The organism is Mycobacterium persicum, from assembly GCF_002086675.1.
In the GTDB taxonomy this organism is placed as follows: Bacteria; Actinomycetota; Actinomycetes; order Mycobacteriales; family Mycobacteriaceae; genus Mycobacterium; species Mycobacterium persicum.
In genome coordinates, this window is the sequence record NZ_MVIF01000004.1 from 1 (window position 1) to 20,625 (window position 20,625).

A 20,625-nucleotide genomic window follows, 5' to 3' on the forward strand; every position below is an offset into this window, starting at 1 on the left:
CCTCTCCTTCAACGCCAAACCGCAATCCGGGCACGCTTAAACGACTTAGGCATACCCATAGAGGGCGAACCCGCCCTAGGCCCCACGCAGCCGGGTACACCCGGTTCCGAGCCCCCGCCAAACCAACCGGGTACGCCGCCAAGCCAAGAGCCAGTCCCTCCAGCACAGGAAACACCGCCATTCCCACCGCCTAACAGAATCAACGGAATCACCGATCATGGAGCAGGAAGGATCGCCGGACGCGACGGCGGTCATGGCGTCAGCGACAAGGCAATGCAAGATGCTGTTGCGAATCCTGTTGGGCCGCCCCAGTTTAAAGTAGACGAGCTTGGTAGAGGCGCTTACGTCTACGTTGGGAAAGACGCAACAGTGGTCCTAAACAAAGATGGCCAAGTGGTAACCGCCTGGGCGAACAGCCGGGCTGGATGGAGAAATCCGTGAGCAACGTTCTCGATGCTATTTCACCGGAGCACCGTCCCGTGATCGCGCAAGAATTAGAGAATCGTAATCCCGCTCTCTTCGACGAGCTTCGGCGCACAGAGAAGCCGACCAACGAACAGAGCGACGCTGTTATCGACGTGCTTTCCGACGCCTTGATGAAGACCTTTGGACCTGATTGGGTTCCGAATGATTATGGGTTGAAAATCGAACGAGCAATTGACGCATATTTAGAGACGTGGCCGATATACCGGTAATCGCTTGACACCAACTGTTGCCAGCACCAGGCGCGTACCGGGCATCGGGAGCGCGGTCGGGCTGGCATCCGCGTGGGACTGAAGGAACTTAGGCAGGAACGCACATGACGTACGCAGCCAGGGACGAAACGACGCTCCCCAAACTGCCTGAACAGATGCGGTGGGTGGTACTGGTGGACAAGCGTCAGCTCGCGGTGCTGCTGCTAGAAAACGAGGTACCGTCGCTTCCGCGACGGACACCTTGGAGGCGCGCGGTGATATCGACTACGAAAGCCAGCCGGTCGACGCAGTGGAGCGGCTATGTCGGCGTTTGGCCGACCAGGCGGTGCGTCAGTGGGGTTTTATGCAGGGTCTCAAGCAGAAGCTAGGACCAGGTGTCGACGTGCGGATGAAGCTGGTGGAGTGGAACCGGTGAGCTTAATGCCCCACCTGTGGGGGTAGCTTACGGATTTGCGACCAATCTCAAGTGTCTGTGCCGAAAACATTACCGAACGGCTAAAGACATTTCGCGGCGGCATCGCCGGATGGCGCGACGAGCAGCTGCCCGACGGCGTCGTGATCTGGACATCGCCGACCGGCAAGACATAACGAACGGTACCCGCGGGTGCCAAGTTGTTCTCGGATCCGGCGCCGCGCGGATCGCGCGAGCACACAACCGCAATCACGTTCAACGCCGCGTCAACACCGCCGAACAAGAGTTGCGGCAGGCGCGGAAAGCGGAGATCGAAGCACGCAAGTTTCGAAACCACATGCGCGACATGCTGCTTCTCTTCAAGGGCGAACCGAGCACCAGCCCGTTTTGCACCTGGGTGAATGATCCCCGGGAATCCGAGGAACTCCCACCGGACTGGCGACCACCGCCGGTACCCCCAGTGCCCGACGATCCACCATTTTGACGAGCATTAACCCGGGCCTGGCGGTACCCTCATTCGGCTATGGCAGCTATGACTGAACCGGCACAGGGCGAGCTCATCATTCTCAACGGCGGATCCAGCGCGGGAAAGACGTCACTCGCTATGGCGTTCCAAGACTTGGCCGCCGAATGCTGGATGCACCTGGGGATCGACCTGTTCTGGTTTGCACTGCCGCCGGCGCAGCTGGACCTCGATCGAGTGCGGCCCGAGTACTACACGTGGGACTGCGTGGTCGAAGACGACGGCCTCGACTGGTTCACCGTGCATCCTGGTCCGCTCTTGGATCAGGCCATGCATGCCCGTTACCACGCCATCCGGGCCTACCTGGACAACGGCATGAACGTGATCGCCGACGAGGTGATCTGGAAGCGGGAGTGGCTGGTGGACGCCCTCCGAATTTTCGAGGGCTGCACAGTGTGGATGGTCGGAGTCCATGTCTCCGACCAAGAGGGTGCTCGCCGGGAGCAAGAACGCGGCAACCGCTACCCCGGCTGGAACCGGGGCAGCGCCCGCGCCGCACATGCCGATGCCGAGTACGACTTCGAACTGGACACCACGGCCACCCCGGTCCAGATGCTGGCCCGAGATCTGCACGATCGCTACCGGGCCTGCCGCGAGCCCACCGCCTTCAATCGGCTACACAAGCGCTTTCTGTCCTGAGCCCGACGCGTTAAAGTTTTTGTGTCACTTGATCTTTCGCCCAGCGATAATCGGCCTTGCCCGACGGCGAACGTTGCACCCGGCTGCAGAAGACAATGTCCTTGGGAAGCTTGTAGCGCGCAATGTGGCGCGCGGCCTCGGCGATGATGCTGTCCGGGTCGGCATCCCGTCCCTGCGCCAATTGGACGATCGCGACGACTTCGCTTCCCCACCGGACACTGGGACGACCAGTCACCACGACGTCGTACACGGCGGGGTGCTCGGCAATCGCGGCCTCGACCTCCTCGGCAAAGATTTTCTCCCCGCCGGAGTTGATGGTGACCGAATCACGGCCGAGCAACTCGATTCCGCCATCGGCGGCCCAGCGGGCCCGGTCACCGGGAACGGAATGGCGAATCCCTTCGATGACCGGAAACGTTCGCGCGGTCTTCTCCGGGTCCCCGAGGTACCCGAGCGGAATCAGACCCTGCTGAGCCAACCAGCCGATTTCGTCGTCCCCGGGCGACAGGATCCGGGTCATGTCTTCGCTGACCACCACCGCCCCCGGGTTCGGAGCGAACCGGCCGGAAGCACCCTGCAGGCGAGTGGACACCTGGCCCATCTGTGACCCCGACTCCGAGGATCCGCCCGCGTCCAGGATTGCCAGTTGCGGCAGCAATTCCACGAAGCGCTGCTTGATCGGCGCGCTGAGCGCCGCACCGCCGGTGACCAGAATCAGTAGCCCGGACAAGTCATAATCACCGGACTCGAGTTCGTCGATCAACGGCCGGCCGAACGCGTCGCCGACAATTGACAGCGACACCACCTGTTCCCGGCTGGCCAGCGCCCACACTTCGGCAGGATCGAAGTGGGTGGTCGTCGGCGCCATGACAAACGTCCGTCCGCCGCACAGGTTGATGAATGCCGCCCACTGCGCCGCGCCGTGCATGAGCGGCGCCGCCGTCATCGAGCCCGGCCCGTCCGGCCGTGACCGCTCGACGATCTCCTGCAGGCTGGTGGCCAACTCGCCGGTGCCGAAAGCCCTTCCGCCCATTGCGTTCATGTAGATGTCGTGCTGACGCCACAGCACCGCCTTGGGCATTCCGGTGGTGCCGCCGGTGTAGAGCACGTAAAGGTCGTCGGGCGACGGGGTCACGTCGAGCGGCTCTTCGGACGTCCCAGATATCGACGCCAGCAGTTCCTCGTAGCGCACCGCCCCCGGCAACGGATCGTTTCCCGAATGGTCGTCGACATGGATCAGGCGCGGGAGGTGGTCGTATCTCTCCAAGGCCTCGGCCAGCGTCGGGCCGAACCGTGCGTGGTACATGACGGCGTCGGCGGCGGCATTGCCGAGCAGATACACCAGTTCGTCGGCGACATAGCGGTAGTTGACGTTGAACGGGGCGACCCGGGCTTGGTAAGCCCCGATCATCGCCTCGAGGAACTCGTTACCGTTCGCCAGGTACAAACCGAGGTGACTTTGTCCCGATTCGTAAGGTGCCAACTCGGAGCGTTCCCGACGAACGCCGAGCCCCCACCGGTGTAGGGCGCGGGCGAAACGTCGGGCGCGTTCGTCGGTCTGCGCGTAGGTGAATCGCCGGTCCCCGAACACGATGCAGTCGCGATCCGGGTTGGCCGCCGCCACCGCCGAGAACACCTGCGCGATGTTGAATTCCACTAACGGCCTCCTGGCGATGTGACGGCCGAATATACGCCATCCTGGGGGCCCTCCCGTCGCGGGCGTCGACGGCACCCGGGTTGGGCACTCCTGGGGCAGATGTGACGACAAATTCGGCGCCGGCCCGGTCACAAGCCTGGTTACACGGCGCGGTGAGCATGCGTCAGGCATCCTTTAGCAATGGATGTGGAAGCGCTGCTGCACTCGGTCCCGCCGCTTGCCGTCTACCTGGTAGTGGGCGGCGTGGTCGGGGTCGAGAGTCTGGGCATTCCCCTTCCCGGGGAGATCGTGTTGGTCAGCGCGGCGCTGATGTCGTCGCATCACGATCTGGCCGTCAACCCCATCGGTGTTGGCGTTGCCGCCGTCATCGGCGCGGTAATCGGTGATTCGATCGGTTACTCGATCGGCCGCCGATTCGGCATGCCGCTGTTCGACCGGCTTGGCCGGCGATTTCCGAGGCACTTCGGCCCCGGACATGTCGCGCTCGCCGAGCGGCTGTTCAACCGCTGGGGAGTTCGCGCGGTGTTCTTCGGTCGCTTTATCGCGCTGCTGCGGATCTTGGCCGGGCCGCTCGCCGGCGCCTTAAAAATGCACTACCCACGATTTCTGGCCGCCAATGTGTCGGGTGCCATCTGTTGGGCCGGTGGCACTACCGCGCTGATCTACTACGCCGGGATGGCGGCGGAACGCTGGATGCAGCGCTTCTCCTGGGTCGCGTTGGTCGTCGCCATCGTGGTCGGGATCATCGCGGCCATCCTGCTGCGCGAACGCACGTCGCGGGCGATCGCCGAACTCGAGCAAGAGCACTATCGCAAGGCGGACACGGCGGCCTGATAGGCGACTGAGCCAGTGCCCCGCCGCGGGTGCCGGGCGACCAGCGGGCACGCCATTTGCTGCCCCGCGACTGGCGGCGCCTGGCAATCGTCTTCCAGGCCGACAGCCGGCGAACGCTAACCGGCCGCTTCGGATTGGGGACGATGCCGTTCGATGAGAACGCGGGCCATCTGCTGCGCACGGTGAGCCGCCTCGGAGTCCCCGACGGCCGCCATGATGATGGCGCCCTTCATGAGGATGTGCCACGAACAGGCGAAATCCTCCACCTCGAGGAGACCGGCTACCACCGCACGTTCCCGCACGACGTCACGCACATGGTCGATGTGGGCGACGCAAGCCTGGCCGACGGGATGATCACGCCCCAACTCGAGCAGCACATTGATGAACGCGCAGCCTTCATATCCGTCGCGACTTTGGAACCAATCGTGCAGGACGTCGAAGATCGCCAGCAATTGTTCCTCGGGGGTGTTGCCCAGCTCGCGCGAGTGCGCCTCGATCAGACCGTACGTCCAGAGTTCCTCACGCCGCTGCAGGACCGCCAGCACCAGGTCGTTCTTGGTCGCGAAATGCCGGTACAGCGTGGCCCTGGCCACACCCGCCCGCTCGATCACCTCGTCGGTGCCTACCGCCCGGATACCGCGCCGACTGAACAGTTCGTAGGCGGCCCCCAGAATGCGGTCACGAGCCGGTGCAGCCGGCGTGGCGGACTCCGGTACGGCCATAGCGAACCCTAACCATACTCTCAGACCCCGGATGTAGACAGACCGTCCTGTCTCGTTATACAAATGAGACCTAACGACGAAGTCTGTCTTCAGACGCGCAGGACGGGCATCCATCGCGGCGCTGCGGCGCCAGTCGATTAGGAGTGCGCCATGAGCGTGGTTACAGCAGAACCGATCACCCCACATCTGATGCTCAGCACGCGGCTTGTCAGCGAGTTGGGCGACCCGCGGAGCACCTTGCGGGCGACCACCGACCGCAACGGAGCGGCGGTGTTGATACACGCGGGCGGCGAGGTCGATGCCTGCAACGAGCACACGTGGCGCCAGCTGATTACCGAGACGGCCACCAGCGTCCCCCGGTCGGGGTTGTTCGTCGTCGACGTCACCGGCCTGGATTTCATGGGCTGTTGCGCCTACGCCGTGTTGGCCGAAGAGGCCGATCGGTGTCGTCGCCGCGGCGCCGAGCTACGCCTGGTGAGCCCGCAATCGACCGTCGCCCGGATCGTGGCGGCCTGCGGGTTCAACGACTTATTGCCCGTATACCGGACGGTGGAATCCGCTCTGCGGCCGAGCTGGTAGTCCCAGGCAGCCCTGCCGTCGCGTGCGCGGGGCTCCCCACGTTCACTCGCGGGGCCTTAGGGGACTTCAGCCTCTTCTCTTAACCGGTGCACTGGTGGTGCGATCCCTGGGTGAGCGACTCACGCTTGGGAGGTTGAGATGACCGAAATGACCGGTGGCGAGCTCTTCGCCCGTTCGCTTCAGGCCGAGGGGATCGAGTTCCTCTTCGGGCTGCCGTCCCCGGAGATCGACCCGCTGTTCGCGCAATTGCAGGCGTACGGTATCCGGCTAGTGCCGGTGCGTCACGAAGCGGCCGGGGTGCACATGGCCGAGGGCCTGTACAAGACGACGGGCAAAGTCGCGGCTGTGCTGGGCAATCCCGGCCCCGGCTCGGCGAACCTGCTGCCGGGGGTGGTCACCGCGCTGCACGAAGGTGTTCCGGTGCTGGCCATCACCTCCCAGCACCGGCTCGGCATCGTCTATCCCTCACCGCCTTCGACCTTCCAGGGCCAAGACCAACTCGACCTTTTCCGGCCCGCGGTCAAATGGGGCGGCCCGATCTTCGAATGGGCACGCATACCCGAGGTGCTACGGCTGGCGTTCCGCGAGATGCACAACGGACGGCCAGGTCCCGTCCACGTCGAGCTGCCGGCACCGATTCTGTATGAGACCGGCGATCCGCGGACGGCGCCGGTATGGTCGCCCGTCAGCTACCGCGTCGGGCCGCCGCAGCCGTCGGACCGCCAGCTCGACGAGGCCGCGGTGCTGCTGGCGGCCGCCCAGCGTCCGGTGGTGATCGCGGGCCAAGGCGTCGACCGCGCCGACGCCCGGGGTGGTCTGCTGGATATCGCCGAACTGCTCGGCTGCCCCGCCATCGCCTCGATGGCCGGGCGCGCGTGCGTCCCGGCCGATCATCCCAACTACGTGTTCGGGTTCGGCCCCGCCGGTGACCTCGCGCGCAGCGAGGCCGACGTGTTGCTGGTGGCTGGCTCCCGGATGGGAAACCTCGACGTCCCCTACGACAGCTACTGGGGCGACCCGGCGGGCAAGCGGCTGATCCAGATCGACATCGACCCAAGGCATTTCGGCGTCACCCGGCCACTGCACCTGGGCATCCTGGCCGACGCGCGAGTCGCGCTCGACGGCATTGCCGCGCGGCTGCGTGCGACGGATCTCGGCCCCCGCGACGGCGCCGACCTGGCCCGCTACCGGCGGCTCGACGAGCAGGTCCGGATGCAACTGGCTACCCCGATACTCGAATGGCAGGGCCCGGGCATCCACCCCGCGCATGCGGCCGGTGTGATCGGCGCCGCGTTCGGTTCGGATGCGGTGTACACCGTCGACGGTGGCAACACGTCGCTGTGGGCCTACAACGTACTGCCCCCGACACGGCCGCGGTCCTATCACTCGATCCTCGAGCTCGGGATGCTCGGCACCGGGATCCCGTCGGCGATCGGCGCCAAACTCGGCGCACCTGAACGCGAGGTGGTCTGCGTCACCGGCGACGGGGCCGCCGGATTCAACATCATGGAGTTACAGACCGCCGCCCGTGAGGGCATCGACGTCACCGTCGTGGTGTTCGCCGAGGGCTCCTGGACGATGGAGGAGCTGAACGAACTTCAGTTGTACGGAACAACATTCGGCACCGCGCAGGGCGAGATCCGGTGGGACATCGTCGCGCAGGGACTCGGCTGCCACGGCGAATACGTGGAGCGGATCGAGGACCTCGACGGCGCCCTGCGGCGTTCTCGCGAGCACGGCGGCCCGAGCCTGGTGTGTGTGCGGACCGATCACGCCGCCAACCTCGCCATCCCGGCCGAGATGACGGCCCGGTTCTTCGAGGTCTACTCCGGCCCCGCCAAACCCGCCGTTGTCTGAGGTCGGCGTCGTTGGCCTGAGCGAGTGATGCGAGACTATCCAGATCCTCCGTCGTCGGATTGGTTGGCGATGCAGGTCCGGTAGGCCTCCCAGCACATCGCGGCAGCGTCCGGCGGCACATACCTCTCCCCGTAGATGCCTATTTGCACGCTGGCCGACATGCAGGCCTGCTTTTCGCTGGTACAACTCGTTGTGGGCGCGTCCTGTTGCTGCAGCGGTAGGGTACCCAGGTCTCCGGCGGTCTCCCCGCTGATGCAGGGTGTTGTCGGCGACTCGGCCGCCGCTGGGCTGGCTAAGACGCCGGCGATCGGGCAGAGCAGAACTGTTGCCAACGCCAGCCGGGCAACGGGTTTGAAAGACATCAGCGACTCCTCACGACAGAAATGTCAGGGGTTTCAGAATTGCGCCCGTCGTCTTGTCGGGTTAGGGCATTAGTGCCCACAAGGCGGGGGAAGAAGTCCCTAAGAGCTTCGCCGGTTACCGCGGATCCGCCGGGCAACCCGATGGGCATGCTGCCCGCGGACAAAGAGCAACACAAGCGTGCCCGTTATCGTCCCGGGCGTCGAGCATCGCGGCCGGCGCCTGTGCGGGGTGAGACGGGCGCTGAGCGGTGGCGTGATGACGATTTGCCATCACGAATCCGAGGGAACACAGCAACACAGCGATCACCGCTATCAGCACCGCCGCTTTGCCAGCCCGTGCCCTTGCGGCGAACCTGCCGGGACGGCAAGCCCGTTGGACATGTGGGAGCCACCCCGGCCCGGCGGCCTGGGTCGCCTCGGATTGGCGCGCTGCGGCTGAATCGCTTTGGACGGCAGGGGGATTCGCAAACCGCAGACGCGGGGCGCAGCCGACCGCCGAAGCAGCGCGTACCGCCCGGGCGAATTCGCCCGCAGTCTGGTAGCGGTCACCGGGGTCTTTGGCCATCGCGGTGGCGACGACGCCGTCGAGTGCGACCGGCAGCCCGGCCACGTAGTCGCTGAGCCGGGGCGCGGGGTGCTGGATGTGAGCCATCATCACCGCAGCCAATCCGGGTCGGTCGCTGAATGGGGCATGACCGGTGAGCAGGTGAAACAGCGTGCACCCAAGGGAGTAGATGTCGGTGCGGGCGTCGAGAGGCCAGCCCTGCAGGAGTTCCGGGGAGGCATAGGCCACCGTCGTGATCACGTCGCCGGTGCGGGTCAGCCCATAGTGGTCATCGCAGCTGCGGGCGATGCCGAAGTCGGCCAGCACCACCCGCTCGGGCTCCCCCGGCAGGCCAGGAGATAGCAGGATGTTCGCCGGCTTGACATCGCGATGAAGCAGGTTGCGGCGATGCAGATGATCGAGGGCCATGGCCACCTCGCCGACGATGCGCTCGGCCCGCGCCGGCGGCATCCGCCCGGCAGCGGTTTCGACATCGGCGTCCGTGCCGCGCACATACTCCATCGCGATCCACAACGCGCCGTCCGGCGTGTCCCCGCGATCGTAAACCGCAACGATATTGGGGTGATGCAGCCCGGCCGCCAGGTCGGCCTCCCGCATGAACCGAACACGGAAGCGCGGATCCCGGGCGAGCGGACCGTCGAGAATTTTCAGCGCGTCTCGCCGAGGCAAGCTTGGATGACGGGCCAGATATACCGTGCCCATGCCTCCCGACGAGACCACGGCTTCGACCCGATAGTTGGCGACCTGCGTGCCCACCCGCCGTGCCGGATCTGCGCTTGCGCACGTCGTGCCACGCGTGCTGGGTGCGTACACGGTTGCCAATGCCGACGCCCGCTGCATCGGCAAGCCGGCGATGGCGCGCCGCGTCACCCGATCACCGCCGCCCCCATAACCGAGTACGGCGACCATGGGAAACCGAAACTGGGTGCGGCTATCCCGCGCCGAGGGCACGATCGGTGGCTTGCGGAACGCTTCGACGCGACGAGTCTTCATCGGCGAGATCTTCCGGACGCGGCGCCCAACAAGCGGTCAGACCACCCGGACAGCCAGATCCTCAACAGCTGGACACTCGCCGCGGAAAATTGCTCCAGCCAGACCGCCGGGCCGGTCTGCACCACGACGAACCGGGCCAGCAGCACCAGCATCCACACCGCGCCCGTCGCCGTCCCCAACACGAGCACCTCCCAGGGCGGTGCTTGAGACACCGGAATGATCGCCTCAGCCACACCACTGATCATGTCGAGGTACAACCGTGGACTGGACACAGCCGCATCACCTCCAACGTGATGTGCATCCAAGCAAGCGCAATTCCTTGCCCGCTGCCGAGACGAATTCCTTGCCGCTGCCCACAATGCGGGTGAGGCGTTCGGAAACCGTTTGCAAACTATGAAATGCGCAGGTAAAAGGGCATTATTACGGCACCCGACGGGTTCCGGGGGCTACTGCAGCGGGTCCGTAACACCGCTGCAGGCTCGACCGTGCCCGCGTCACCGCATCGGAAATGCCGGCAGGTGCGCTGAGCGCGTCAAGGCGAGCAGCGCCCAGCGAATCGACGAGCACCGCCATCTGGGCCGCGGCCAGCGGCATAGGCTTGCCGGCATTGACGAAGGCCCAATACAGGACGGCGGCGTCCTCGTGGCAGCCGAGCCGGACCAACAGCCGGGTGATGTAGCGCAGCGTAAGCCACTGCTGGGTCAGGTCGGCGAAGCGTTCCCAGTGCTCGAGCACGCCGATGAACATCTGCGCGGCCACCCGTGGATCGCCGTAGACGGCACGGATGGCAGCGGCCTCCATCAAGGCGCTGCCGTATACCCAGAAATTCTGCACGTCGGCGGCCAGCCGCGCCGAGTCGTCGAACAGAGCCAAGGCGCGCTCCGGTTCGGACCTCCTCAGCAGGTAGCCGAGCACGAAATAGGCCATTGACTGTGCGGTCGGGTTGCCGGTGTCGTCGGCCGCCCCGACGGCCTCCTGCGCCGCAGGTATCGCAGCCTCGTCATTGCCGAGTACGCCCTGGCAGATCGCCAACGTGAACAGCGTCCACCCCAGGCGAATCGGATCCGCGTCACGGCGGGCACGCTCGGCCTCAGCCGTCCAGTAGGCCAGCGCCGCCTCTGGATGCCCTTCGAAAAGGGCGACATCGGTAAGAACATCGACGGGGTTGACCACGCGGGCGCTGCCCCTCGCCGGAGTCCGTCCGTGCGCCAGCGATGCCAACGACTTGGCCCGCGGGAAATCAGCCCGGGCCCACGCAACCCGGGCTGCCGTCCCGACGACCGCCGGGAACAACGGATGGTCAGGATCGGCGACGGCGATGACGCGCTCGGCCCATTCGGCTACCTCGTAGCCCACCCGCCAACCGATCAACTCCGGTACCGCAGCGACGATCCGCATCGCAAGGCCGATGTCGTGCTCGTCCATCGCGTGTCCGAACGCTGCGCGCAGGTTGTCGTAGTCGGGCAGCGCCCGCTCCACCCAGTTCCGCTCCTCGGCGGTGAGCATGCCAGCTCCGGCCCGCTCGGCCAGCCCGGTGTAGTAGCGCGCATGCCGGATCGAGCATTGGCGCTCAATGCCGTTTTCCCGCAACCGATCTCGGCCATATGCCCGCATCGTTTCCAAGACGGCGTAGCGGGCTCGTTCCTCGATGCTGCGCACCACCACCATGGATTTGTCCACCAAACCCGTCAGCAACTCCAGTGTGTCGGCCTCACCTGCGCCGTCGAGCCCGCAGATTCCGTGGGCGGCGTCCAAGTCGAAGCTGCCGGCGAACACCGAAAGACTGGCAAATAACGACTGTTCGGATTCGGTGAGTAGCCGATACGACCACGCGATCGTCTCGGACAGACTCTGCTGTCGCGGCAGCGCGCCCCGGATCCCGCCGCGCAGCAGCCGCAAGAAATCCGGGCGCCGGGCCACGTCCATACTGCTCATCACCCGCATCCGCGCCGCTGCCAACTCCACCCCCAGCGGCAGGCAGTCGACCCGTCGACAGATTTCGACGACGGCGCCCATCGGCTGGTCTTCGAGCGTGAAGTCCGAACGGCTTGCCAGGGCTCGGTCGACGAATAACTCGGTCGCGTCCGCCTCCTCCAACGGAGGCACGCCGATAATTCGCTCGCCTTCCAGGCCGAGAGGTTGCCTGCTGGTGGCCAGCACCGATACTCGCGGGCAATGCCGCAAAATCTGGTCGATGAATTTCCCGGCGGCTTCGAGCACGTGCTCGCAGTTGTCGAATACCAGTAGGACTTCACGTGACCTGAGGTACTCGATCACCGATTCCTCGATGTCCATGCCTTGCTGTTGCCGCAACCAGACACTCGCCGCCACGGCGTGCCCGACGGCGTCAGCGTGCTCCAACGGTCCCAGTTCGCAGATCCATATGCCGTCGCCGAACCGCTGTTGCACACGTTGTGCGGCCTCCAGACCCAGCCGGGTCTTGCCGACACCACCGACCCCGACCAAGGTGACCAGCGGGCCATCGCTCAGGGCGTCAATCGTTTGCGCCAATTCACGCTGCCGGCCAACGAAACTCGTCACCCGGCGCAGCAGCCCCGACCGTGGCCGGTGCATGCCCAGCGGCGCGGGCGCGGCGACCTCGTGTGAGACCGGCTGCGGCACCGGGATAGCGGCCTCGCCGGTCAGTATCTGCTGATGCACCTCGCGCAGGCTGGGCCCCGGATCGATTCCGAGTTCGTCGACGAGTTGCTCGCGAACCCGACGATAGGTTTCCAGCGCGTCGGCCTGGCGTCCACAACGGTACTGGGCCAGCATCAACTGGCCGGCCAACCGCTCGTCCAACGGATGCGCAGCCTGGGCAGCCGAAATCTCAACCAGCAGATCTGTGTGTTTACCGATCCGCAGGGCCGTGTCGTTGCGGTCCAGTTCCACCGAAAGCTTTTCGGCCCGCAAGGCAGTGCGGACGTCGTTCACCCACGGGGTGTCCAGGGTCGCGAACGGCTCACCGGACCAAATCGCCAACGCCTTGTCGAACAGGAGCGCGGCCTGCTGGGGGTCATCGGTCGCTCGGGCCTGTGCGGCCACGCGGCGGAAGCGGTGCAGGTCCACCGTCAGCGGATCGGCGGCAAGGACATACCCGCCCGGCTCGCGCGAAATGGAAGCGCCTTCGCTTTGGGCGAGCAGATTCCGCAGCCGCGACACATACCCGGCTAGCGAATTGCGGGCACGGTAGGGTGGACGGTCCGACCACACGCGATCGACCAGTTGACCGACCGGAATGGGCCGATTCACGTCGATCAAGAACGCGACCAGTACACAGCGTTGACGGGCATGACCGATTTCTAGCCGTCGCCCGTCAACTCGGGCTTCGACGTCGCCGAGCAACGTGAACTCGACCGTCATCCAGCAAATCCCATCTGCCGAATCGCAGCGAACGTCGCGTCCGTTCGGTGGGTAGCATACGACGGTCGGGCAGGCGCCCTTTGATGCGACAGAGGGAGTGCGTCATGGCCACCGTGCCGATCCAGGGGAAAGATCGCGCCCACGATGAAGGCGGGTGAGCGGGCAAATTACGGGTGGTCCCGGCTGGGATCGAACCAGCGACCTTCCGCGTGTGAAGCGGACGCTCTTCCACTGAGCCACGGGACCGGCGCCGAGCGGCAACGAGGTCGAAGACTAGCACGATCCCCGGCTGCACCGAACGTGCTACCTCAGCCGGTGATAGCCAAAGCGCCCCAAAGAACCTGGAGATTTGTGTGCGCCGGGTCACGTGGACTATCGTCGTGCTTCGCACCGGGCGACGATCTCGTCCGTTGCGCGCGGATGTAGCGCAGTTGGTAGCGCATCACCTTGCCAAGGTGAGGGTCGCGGGTTCGAATCCCGTCATCCGCTCGAAGGTGCAAGTGGCATCAATCCCCCGCGGTGGAGTGGCCGAGTGGTGAGGCAACGGCCTGCAAAGCCGTGCACACGGGTTCGATTCCCGTCTCCACCTCCAGATTGCAATCCCCGGCGCGATTAGCTCAGCGGGAGAGCGCTTCCCTGACACGGAAGAGGTCACTGGTTCAATCCCAGTATCGCGCACCAAGGTTTATGCAGGTCAGGGTGCGTTTATGGCTCCGGCACGTCGAGTCGGCATGCACATGAAGCACGAATCGGCACGTCGGCACGCGCAACGGCCAGCCGAAGCTGCTGGCCGATGATCACGGCTTCGGCCCTACGGCCAAGCCGCTGCAGGCATTCGTGGTACCCGTGCAGACTCCAGACGTTCCCGGGGTGCTGGCATGGCCTGGCCAACGTGGGGTCCAGACCGAGGTCGGCGGCATAGACGGCGGCCGCTTCTTCGACGTGCCCCTGCTCGAGCAGCAGCGCACCATACGCGTGCCGAGTGGGCTGCATCCAGCCCCACGGCTCGTCGTAGGGCAGCGTGTCGTCCAACTCGACGGCGCGTCGCAGGTGGCGGAACGCCTCGTCGAAGCGCACTTCGCGGTAGGCGATTTCACCGTCGAGCATGGCCGCGGCCACGGCCAGAATGTCTCGACTGGTGTTGTTGAACAGGTAACGCGAGCCCGGTATCCGCGCATAGGCCCTGGTGAACGCGCCGCGCTCGGCGTGGGCTTGCGCCAGTCGGCCGGTGGCTGCCAGCGCAACGCCGCGTCCGTAGTGGATCGTCGCGGTGGTGGTGCAGTACAGGTCCTGGTCGTCCGGCAGCGGCTGCGCGATCAGCTCGTCCCATCGGCCGAACCGGACCAGCACGTGGGTTCGTAGCGGTACGAAGGCCTCGAGCCAGTCGGCCATCGGCGGGGATTCGATCGACAGCAGCTCGGCCGTTAGCTGACCGGCGAGTTCGTCGGCGGCCTGCAACGCCATCTGCAGCTGCCCTGCCAACATCGCCGAATAGACGATGAAGTGCAGATCGTGCGCCCGGTACAGCGAGTAGAAGTTCAGCGGGCCCTCGCGGCTCACAAAGCGCCGGTCTGCTTGTACCGCAGCAAGATTGGCCGTCACCGAGCTGCGATAGTCGCCGCACAGCACGTCGATGTGGCTGGGCATGTGCTGCAGATGCCCGGCGTCAGGCACCAGGCCGCGCAACAAGTCCGCCGCAGGCAGGGCGTCCTCCGGAGTGGCCGACATCTCCATGGTGTGCAGGTACAGATGCAGGATCCCCGGGTGTTCGCGACCGGCCGGCGTGGCCAGCGCCGCATCAAGGATCCGCTTGGCCTCCAGCACCCGCGAGCCTGCCGCCGGCTTGCCGGTCGCGGTGTCCCACAGGGCCCACGCGGTGACGTTCACCAGCGCGTCGGCGGCCAGCGCTTGCACGTCGACGTCGTCGGGGTAGCCAGCGGCCAGCGACGTCATCGCGTCGGCATAGGCGATGACGCCCGCAGCCAGGTCACCGGCGGGAAAGCGGGTCCGCAGCGCGGCGATCAGGCCTTGCTCCACCGGAGTGGCCCGGCCACGCTCGGCCAACTGGAGTTCCGCACACGCGCGGGCCAGCGACCCGCTCAGGTCGACCGGGTCGAACGCCTCCCACGCCTTGTTGTAGTTGGGTCCGACCGCATAAGCGATTCCCCACCGCGCGATGGCCAGCTCCGGGTCGAGTGCCAGAGCTCGCTCGAAGCACCGCACGGCCTCTTCGTGGTTGAACGCATACGCCCAAACCAGCCCGCGGTCGAACCAGAGCTGTGCTTCCGCGAAAGAGGTCTCGATTGGCCGGTGATAGGAGCCGAGGTCGAAGTACTCGGCAGTCATTCCCGCACCCTAGCGCGCCCCAACTGCCAAAGCAGCTCCCGTCGAACGTGCATGCGACGACGCCGCAGCCGGTCGCGGCCGTTCAGCCGCCGCTGTCGGGTTTGCTGCTCGCGGGCAGTTGCTCGGGGCAGTAAACCCCGGCCGCGATCGCGGTGAATCTGGCAGCGTTGGACCGCGTCAGCTGTGGACTGAGGCCTTGCAGGTAGGTGACGACCTCGATCGCCGATTTGCCGTCCTTAGCCATATCGCACACCTTCTTGCCGGTGGCGATCGTGGCGTCGGCGTTCTGGTAGGTGATGCCGGCAGCCCCCAGTGCGACCAGGAAGGCTTGATCTTGTTTGGCATCGGCGCGCGCAGGCGCTGCCAAGCCGATGACGGCGGCGACGCCGGCCAGCACCAGTAGGAGTCTCATGACCTCGGAATTGTCCCAAAGCCACCGAGAGCATGCACGTCGCGCGGCGAATGGAAGGTGAACTTTGCATGATTTCGGGGCATCGCGAGCGTCAGCCCGCCCCGGCAGCCGGCCCCTCCCCTACCCGTTACTGCATGTGCGATCATGCGAAGGTCCCCGAACAGGGAGCCGAGGAGGCACCGATGCAGCGCTGGCTGATCATCCTTTCCACCTTCCTCGTCGCCGCAGCGGGTGTGCTCGCGTCAATCGCCCCCCGCGCGTGGGCCGGCGACGCACCCATCGGCCACATCGGCGACACGCTGCGGGTGGACACCGGCACCTACGTCGCCGACGTGACCGTCAGCAGCGTCGAGCCCGTCGACCCCCCGCCCGGCTTCGGCTACACCCGCAGCGGCGTCCCGGTGAAGAGCTTCCCCGGCAGCGCGGTCAACCGCGCCGACGTGACGGTCCGCGCCGTCCGGGTGCCCAATTCCTACATCATGGCGACCAACTTCAGCTTCGACGGAGTCACCCAGTTCGCCGACGCGTACAAGCCACGACCCTGCGACGCACCCGATTGGCTGGACGCCGCGCTGGGCAACGCCCCGCAGGGCGCGATCGTCCGCGGCGGAGTCTATTGGGATGCCTACCGTGACCCGGTCTCCGTTGTCGTGCTGCTGGACCGCAAGACCGGCCAGCACCTCGCCCAGTGGAACCTGTGACCTGAACGTTCAGATCACCCCGACGGATCCCGCAGACGCGGCCGAGTTGGCGGCCGTTGCCGCACAGACCTTTCCGCTGGCCTGCCCGCCGTCGGTGGCCCCGCAACACATCGCGTCCTTCATCGACGCAAACCTGTCCGCGCCCCGGTTCGCCGAGTATCTGACCGATCCGGGACGTGCCATTCTGGCCGCCCGCGACCAGGGCCGAATTGTCGGTTACGCCATGCTCGTTCGCGGTGCCGACCGTGATGACTCAGCCGAGTTGTCAAAGCTGTACGTAATACCCGACTTTCACGGCAAGAGTGTGTCCTCGTCGTTGATGAATGCCGTGCTGTCGAGGGCCGCCGGGTGGGGTGTTCCCCGGGTGTGGCTGGGAGTGAACCGGAAAAATGTTCGCGCCCAACGTTTTTACCTCAAGAATGGCTTCATCGTCAGCGGGGCCAGGACGTTTCAGCTGGGCGATCACCAGGAACACGACTACGTCATGAGCCGACCCGTCACCGGGCAGTCAGCGCTAACAGGCGTGACGTGGCCCGCAGATACTTCTTCCGGTAGCCACCAGCCAGCATCTCCTCGCTGAAGATGGTGTCCAGCTTCGTCCCGGAGGCCACCACCGGGATGCCGGCGTCGTAGAGGCGATCGGTGAGCGCAACCAGCCGCAGCGCGACGTGTTGGTCGTCGATGCCGTGCACGCCGGTCAGGAATACCGCAGACACCCCCTCGATCAACGTCAGATAGCGCGACGGATGCATGGTGGCCAGGTGCGCACACAGGGCGTCGAAGTCGTCGAGGGTCGCCCCCCGGACGGAGGCCGCCCGCGCGGCGACGTCCGCATCCGACAACGGCGGCGGCGCCGGCGGCAGGTCACGATGGCGGTAGTCCGGCCCCTCGATCCGTACCGTGGTGAAAATGCTTGCCAGCGTGTGGATCTCGCGTAAGAAGTCCTGGGCGGCAAAGCGGCCCTCGCCCAGTTGCTCGGGCAGCGTGTTGGACGTGGCGGCCACCGACACACCGCGTTCGACCAGCGCGGAGAGCATCCGCGAGATCAGCGTGGTGTTACCCGGGTCATCCAGCTCGAATTCGTCGATGCACACGGCGGTGTAGTGCGCCAGCAGATCGATGCATTCGACGAAACCGAACACCCCGGCCAGCTGGGTCAACTCCCCGAAAGTCGCGAACGCCTTGGGGCGCTCCCCCGGCAGTTGGTAATAGGACGACGCCAGCAGATGGGTCTTGCCCACCCCGAACCCGCCATCCAGGTACAGGCCTACCCCGGGCAACACCTCACGCTTGCCGAACAGCTTCTTGCGGCCCGCCCGCCGCTCGACGGCGTGCCGGCAGAAGTCCTGACAGGCGAGCACGGCGGCAGCCTGAGTCGGCTCTGCCGGATCGGGCCGATACGTCGCAAAGCTCACCTCGGCGAAGGTGGGCGGCGGCCGCAGCTGGGCGATCAGCCGTTCCGGCGACACCGAGGGATGCCGATCCACCAAGCGGCCCACCCGGCCGCCGGCGCCCGCAGGGGTGGACCCGTGCATGCTGGCACTGTAGCGGCGTGCTGCAATCACACTCATGCCCGACTTCGGGGCCGGCCCGGCCGCCGGCCGATCCGCCGGCATCCGCCTGACGCTGCTCGGATCGGACCGCACACTCGAGGAAGCCGACCTACCGGAGCTCTACGGATACCCGGCGGACACCGACCGCACCTGGGTACGGGCCAATTTCATCAGCAGCGTCGACGGCGGCGCCACCGTCGCCGGCACCAGCGGCGGACTCGGCGGCCCGGGTGACCGGACAGTGTTCCGGCTGCTGCGTGAACTGGCGGACGTGGTCGTGGTGGGCGCGGGCACCGTGCGCGTCGAGGGCTACTCCGGCGCTCAGCTCGGCGTCGTCGCGCGCCGCCAGCGACAGCTGCGCGGCCAAAGTGAGGTCCCGCCACTGGCGATCGTCACCAAGTCCGGTCACCTCGCCCGGGATCTCGGCGTGTTCACCCGCACCGAGGTGCCACCTCTGGTGCTCACCACCACGACGGTGGCCGACGAGACACGACGGCGCCTGACCGGCCTCGCCGAGGTGGTCGACTGCTCCGACACCGATCCCGCCAAGGTCGACGAGGCAGTGCTGCTGGCCAGGCTTGCCGAGCGTGGTCTGCGTCGTATCCTCACCGAGGGCGGGCCGGTACTGCTCGGATCGTTCATCGAGCTCGGCTTGCTCGACGAGCTGTGCCTGACGATTGCACCGTTCGTGGTGGGCGGTCTGGCCCGGCGCATCGCCACCGGACCGGGGCAGCTGCAGACCCGAATGCGCTGCGCCCACCTGCTCACCGATGACGCCGGTTATCTGTACACCCGCTACGTCAAAGCCTGACGTTACTGTGGTCGGCATGAGTCGGCGCATCACGTCCGCAACAGTCCTGGTCTCGATGGCCTGCTCGGTGACCACGGCGCTGACCGGCTGCGTCCCGGTCCTGGGCGCCAACCCGCGCTTTGCCACCTATAGCGGCGCCAAACCCCAGGGCGTCGCCACCACCACACCACCTCCCAGTGGCCCGCCGCCGATCGCCGCTCCCAAAAACGATCTGTCCTGGCGCGACTGCACGTCTCAGGTCTACGGAAACGCGGCAATCCCCGCCGCGCCGGGCATCAAGCTGGAATGCGCCACCTTCGACTCCGACCTCGACCCGGTCAACGGTGGGTCCGGTTCTGTCACCATCGGCGTGGTCCGCGCTCGCTCGGGCCAAACCCCGCGTGACGCGGGACCGCTGGTTTTCACGACCGGTTCGGATCTGCCGTCGTCGACGCAATTGCCGGTTTGGTTGTCGCATGCGGGCGCCGACATACTGCGCAGTCACCCGATTGTCGCCGTCGACCGCCGCGGCATGGGCATGTCGAGTCCGATTGACTGCCGCGACCACTTCCAGCGCGACGAGATGCGCGATCAATCGCAGTTCCAGACCGGCGACGACCCGGTGGCCAACCTCTCGGCGATCTCGAATGAGGCCACCACCAGCTGCACCGACGTCATCGCACCCGCCGATTCCGCCTACGACAACGGACACGCCGCCTCCGACCTCGAGCGACTGCGCAATCTGTGGGATGTGCCCGCACTGGCGCTGGTCGGCATCGGCAACGGTGCCCAGGTGGCGCTCACCTATGCCGGTTCCCGCCCGGATAAGGTGGCCAGGCTGATCCTCGACTCCCCGGTCGCTCTGGGTGTCAGCGCCGAGGCCAAGGCCGAGCAACAGGTCAAAGGCCAGCAGGCGGCACTGGACGCGTTCGCCGCGCAATGCGTCGCGATCAACTGCGCACTGGGCCCGGATCCGAAAGGCGCCGTCACCGCGTTGCTGAATACGGCTCGCTCGTTGCGGGGTCCCGGGACCTCGGTCGCGTCGATCGTCAACGCGATCACCACCACGCTGGGCTTTCCGACCGGCGACCGCATCAGCACCACCACCACGCTGGCCAACGCATTGGCGGCTGCGCGCGCCGGTGACATGAATCAGCTGTCCAACCTGATCAATCGCGCCGACGGCCTTCAGGACACCGACGGCCAATTCGTCAATTCGTGCAGCGACGCGGTCAACCGCCCGACCCCGGACCGGGTACGCGAGCTGGTGGTGGCCTGGGCAAAGCTCTATCCCCAGTTCGGCACGGTCGCCGCGCTCAATCTGGTCAAATGCGTGCATTGGCCAACTGGTTCGCCGCCGCAATTGCCCAAGGAGCTGAAGGTCGACGTCTTGCTGATGGGCGTGCAGGACGACCCGATCGTCGGCGTCGACGGGGTTGCGCAGACGGCGGCCACCGTCATCAACGCCAACGCCGCGAGCAAGCGGGTGATGTGGCAGGGCATCGGCCACGGTGCCAGCATCTATTCCTCCTGTGCGGTGCCGCCGCTGGTCGGCTATCTCGACGACGGCAAGCTGCCCGGCACCGACACCTACTGTCCCGCCTGACACCTGCCGGCCGGCA

General features: G+C 66.1%; 17 protein-coding genes, 4 tRNA genes and 3 pseudogenes. 14 read left to right on the forward strand and 10 right to left on the reverse strand.

Annotation, left to right across the window (positions count from 1 at the left end; translation table 11 throughout):
- Positions 1 to 437 precede the first annotated feature (437 nt).
- From BST40_RS02490 to BST40_RS02505, 4 genes and pseudogenes are all read left to right on the forward strand, one after another.
- Positions 438 to 695, forward strand: coding sequence for a hypothetical protein (locus BST40_RS02490; RefSeq protein ID WP_089024984.1), 258 nt, complete (start codon positions 438 to 440; stop codon positions 693 to 695).
- Positions 696 to 799: 104 nt separating this feature from the next.
- Positions 800 to 1,110 (forward strand): annotated as a pseudogene (locus tag BST40_RS02495) (hypothetical protein).
- Positions 1,111 to 1,147: 37 nt separating this feature from the next.
- Positions 1,148 to 1,591: pseudogene (locus tag BST40_RS31380) on the forward strand (HNH endonuclease signature motif containing protein); the annotation flags it as partial.
- A 39-nt stretch (positions 1,592 to 1,630) separates the two neighbouring features.
- Positions 1,631 to 2,269 carry a phosphotransferase-like protein gene (locus BST40_RS02505; RefSeq protein WP_176357482.1) on the forward strand — a complete coding sequence of 213 codons (639 nt, stop codon included), beginning with the start codon at positions 1,631 to 1,633 and terminating at the stop codon, positions 2,267 to 2,269.
- A 10-nt stretch (positions 2,270 to 2,279) separates the two neighbouring features.
- Here the strand turns inward: BST40_RS02505 and BST40_RS02510 are convergent, their stop codons facing one another.
- Positions 2,280 to 3,926: an acyl-CoA synthetase gene (locus BST40_RS02510; RefSeq protein WP_075550019.1), complete on the reverse strand. Its 1,647-nt coding sequence runs from the start codon at positions 3,924 to 3,926 to the stop codon at positions 2,280 to 2,282.
- Positions 3,927 to 4,106: 180 nt separating this feature from the next.
- On the opposite strand from BST40_RS02510, the gene BST40_RS02515 reads away from it, so the two are divergent.
- Positions 4,107 to 4,760 (forward strand): DedA family protein, encoded by a 654-nt coding sequence (locus BST40_RS02515; protein ID WP_075550018.1) that lies wholly within the window; start codon positions 4,107 to 4,109, stop codon positions 4,758 to 4,760.
- 116 nt (positions 4,761 to 4,876) lie between these two features.
- Here BST40_RS02515 and BST40_RS02520 read toward each other — a convergent pair whose 3' ends face one another.
- On the reverse strand, positions 4,877 to 5,482 hold the full coding sequence (locus BST40_RS02520; RefSeq protein WP_075550017.1) for a TetR/AcrR family transcriptional regulator: 606 nt from the start codon (positions 5,480 to 5,482) through the stop codon (positions 4,877 to 4,879).
- Positions 5,483 to 5,632: 150 nt separating this feature from the next.
- Here BST40_RS02520 and BST40_RS02525 point away from each other — a divergent pair, with 150 nt between their 5' ends.
- Complete coding sequence (locus BST40_RS02525; protein ID WP_075550016.1) at positions 5,633 to 6,061, forward strand: anti-sigma factor antagonist; 429 nt, start codon at positions 5,633 to 5,635, stop codon at positions 6,059 to 6,061.
- A 138-nt stretch (positions 6,062 to 6,199) separates the two neighbouring features.
- Positions 6,200 to 7,918 (forward strand): thiamine pyrophosphate-binding protein, encoded by a 1,719-nt coding sequence (locus tag BST40_RS02530; protein WP_075550015.1) that lies wholly within the window; start codon positions 6,200 to 6,202, stop codon positions 7,916 to 7,918.
- A 35-nt stretch (positions 7,919 to 7,953) separates the two neighbouring features.
- On the opposite strand, the gene BST40_RS02535 is transcribed toward BST40_RS02530, so the two are convergent.
- The 5 genes from BST40_RS02535 to BST40_RS02555 form a co-directional block, all read right to left on the reverse strand.
- Entirely contained in the window at positions 7,954 to 8,280 is a 327-nt protein-coding gene (locus BST40_RS02535) for a hypothetical protein (protein WP_075550014.1), read from the reverse strand.
- Positions 8,281 to 8,395: 115 nt separating this feature from the next.
- Positions 8,396 to 9,838: a serine/threonine-protein kinase gene (locus BST40_RS02540; RefSeq protein ID WP_244174265.1), complete on the reverse strand. Its 1,443-nt coding sequence runs from the start codon at positions 9,836 to 9,838 to the stop codon at positions 8,396 to 8,398.
- Positions 9,835 to 10,110 carry a hypothetical protein gene (locus tag BST40_RS02545; protein ID WP_131808390.1) on the reverse strand — a complete coding sequence of 92 codons (276 nt, stop codon included), beginning with the start codon at positions 10,108 to 10,110 and terminating at the stop codon, positions 9,835 to 9,837. Before BST40_RS02545 ends, BST40_RS02540 begins: the two co-directional genes overlap by 4 nt.
- A gap of 148 nt (positions 10,111 to 10,258) precedes the next feature.
- Complete coding sequence (locus BST40_RS02550) at positions 10,259 to 13,201, reverse strand: ATP-binding protein (RefSeq protein ID WP_083153337.1); 2,943 nt, start codon at positions 13,199 to 13,201, stop codon at positions 10,259 to 10,261.
- 174 nt (positions 13,202 to 13,375) lie between these two features.
- Positions 13,376 to 13,447 (reverse strand) — tRNA-Val (locus BST40_RS02555).
- Positions 13,448 to 13,617: 170 nt separating this feature from the next.
- On the opposite strand from BST40_RS02555, the gene BST40_RS02560 reads away from it, so the two are divergent.
- From BST40_RS02560 to BST40_RS02570, 3 genes are all read left to right on the forward strand, one after another.
- Positions 13,618 to 13,690 (forward strand) — tRNA-Gly (locus tag BST40_RS02560).
- A gap of 29 nt (positions 13,691 to 13,719) precedes the next feature.
- Positions 13,720 to 13,793, forward strand: a tRNA-Cys gene (locus BST40_RS02565).
- Positions 13,794 to 13,807: 14 nt separating this feature from the next.
- Positions 13,808 to 13,882: transfer RNA gene (locus tag BST40_RS02570), tRNA-Val, on the forward strand.
- A 24-nt stretch (positions 13,883 to 13,906) separates the two neighbouring features.
- On the opposite strand, the gene BST40_RS02575 is transcribed toward BST40_RS02570, so the two are convergent.
- Entirely contained in the window at positions 13,907 to 15,547 is a 1,641-nt protein-coding gene (locus tag BST40_RS02575) for a tetratricopeptide repeat protein (RefSeq protein WP_083153338.1), read from the reverse strand.
- 82 nt (positions 15,548 to 15,629) lie between these two features.
- The gene (locus BST40_RS02580) at positions 15,630 to 15,959 is read right to left on the reverse strand and encodes a DUF732 domain-containing protein (protein ID WP_075550009.1); all 330 of its coding nucleotides are present in this window, start codon (positions 15,957 to 15,959) and stop codon (positions 15,630 to 15,632) included.
- Between the two features lie 182 nt (positions 15,960 to 16,141).
- Here BST40_RS02580 and BST40_RS02585 point away from each other — a divergent pair, with 182 nt between their 5' ends.
- Both BST40_RS02585 and BST40_RS02590 read left to right on the forward strand, forming a co-directional pair.
- The gene (locus BST40_RS02585) at positions 16,142 to 16,660 is read left to right on the forward strand and encodes a hypothetical protein (RefSeq protein ID WP_075550032.1); all 519 of its coding nucleotides are present in this window, start codon (positions 16,142 to 16,144) and stop codon (positions 16,658 to 16,660) included.
- Positions 16,581 to 17,153, forward strand: a pseudogene (locus BST40_RS02590) (GNAT family N-acetyltransferase); the annotation flags it as partial. The gene BST40_RS02585 and the pseudogene BST40_RS02590, both read left to right, overlap by 80 nt.
- Positions 17,154 to 17,157: 4 nt before the next feature.
- Here the strand turns inward: BST40_RS02590 and zapE are convergent.
- On the reverse strand, positions 17,158 to 18,231 hold the full coding sequence (gene zapE, locus BST40_RS02595) for a cell division protein ZapE (RefSeq protein WP_083153340.1): 1,074 nt from the start codon (positions 18,229 to 18,231) through the stop codon (positions 17,158 to 17,160).
- On the opposite strand from zapE, the gene BST40_RS02600 reads away from it, so the two are divergent.
- Both BST40_RS02600 and BST40_RS02605 read left to right on the forward strand, forming a co-directional pair.
- Entirely contained in the window at positions 18,230 to 19,024 is a 795-nt protein-coding gene (locus tag BST40_RS02600) for a pyrimidine reductase family protein (protein WP_083153342.1), read from the forward strand. The genes zapE and BST40_RS02600 overlap by 2 nt on opposite strands.
- The gene (locus BST40_RS02605; RefSeq protein WP_176357477.1) at positions 18,984 to 20,609 is read left to right on the forward strand and encodes an alpha/beta hydrolase; all 1,626 of its coding nucleotides are present in this window, start codon (positions 18,984 to 18,986) and stop codon (positions 20,607 to 20,609) included. Before BST40_RS02600 ends, BST40_RS02605 begins: the two co-directional genes overlap by 41 nt.
- The last annotated feature ends 16 nt before the right edge of the window (positions 20,610 to 20,625 follow it).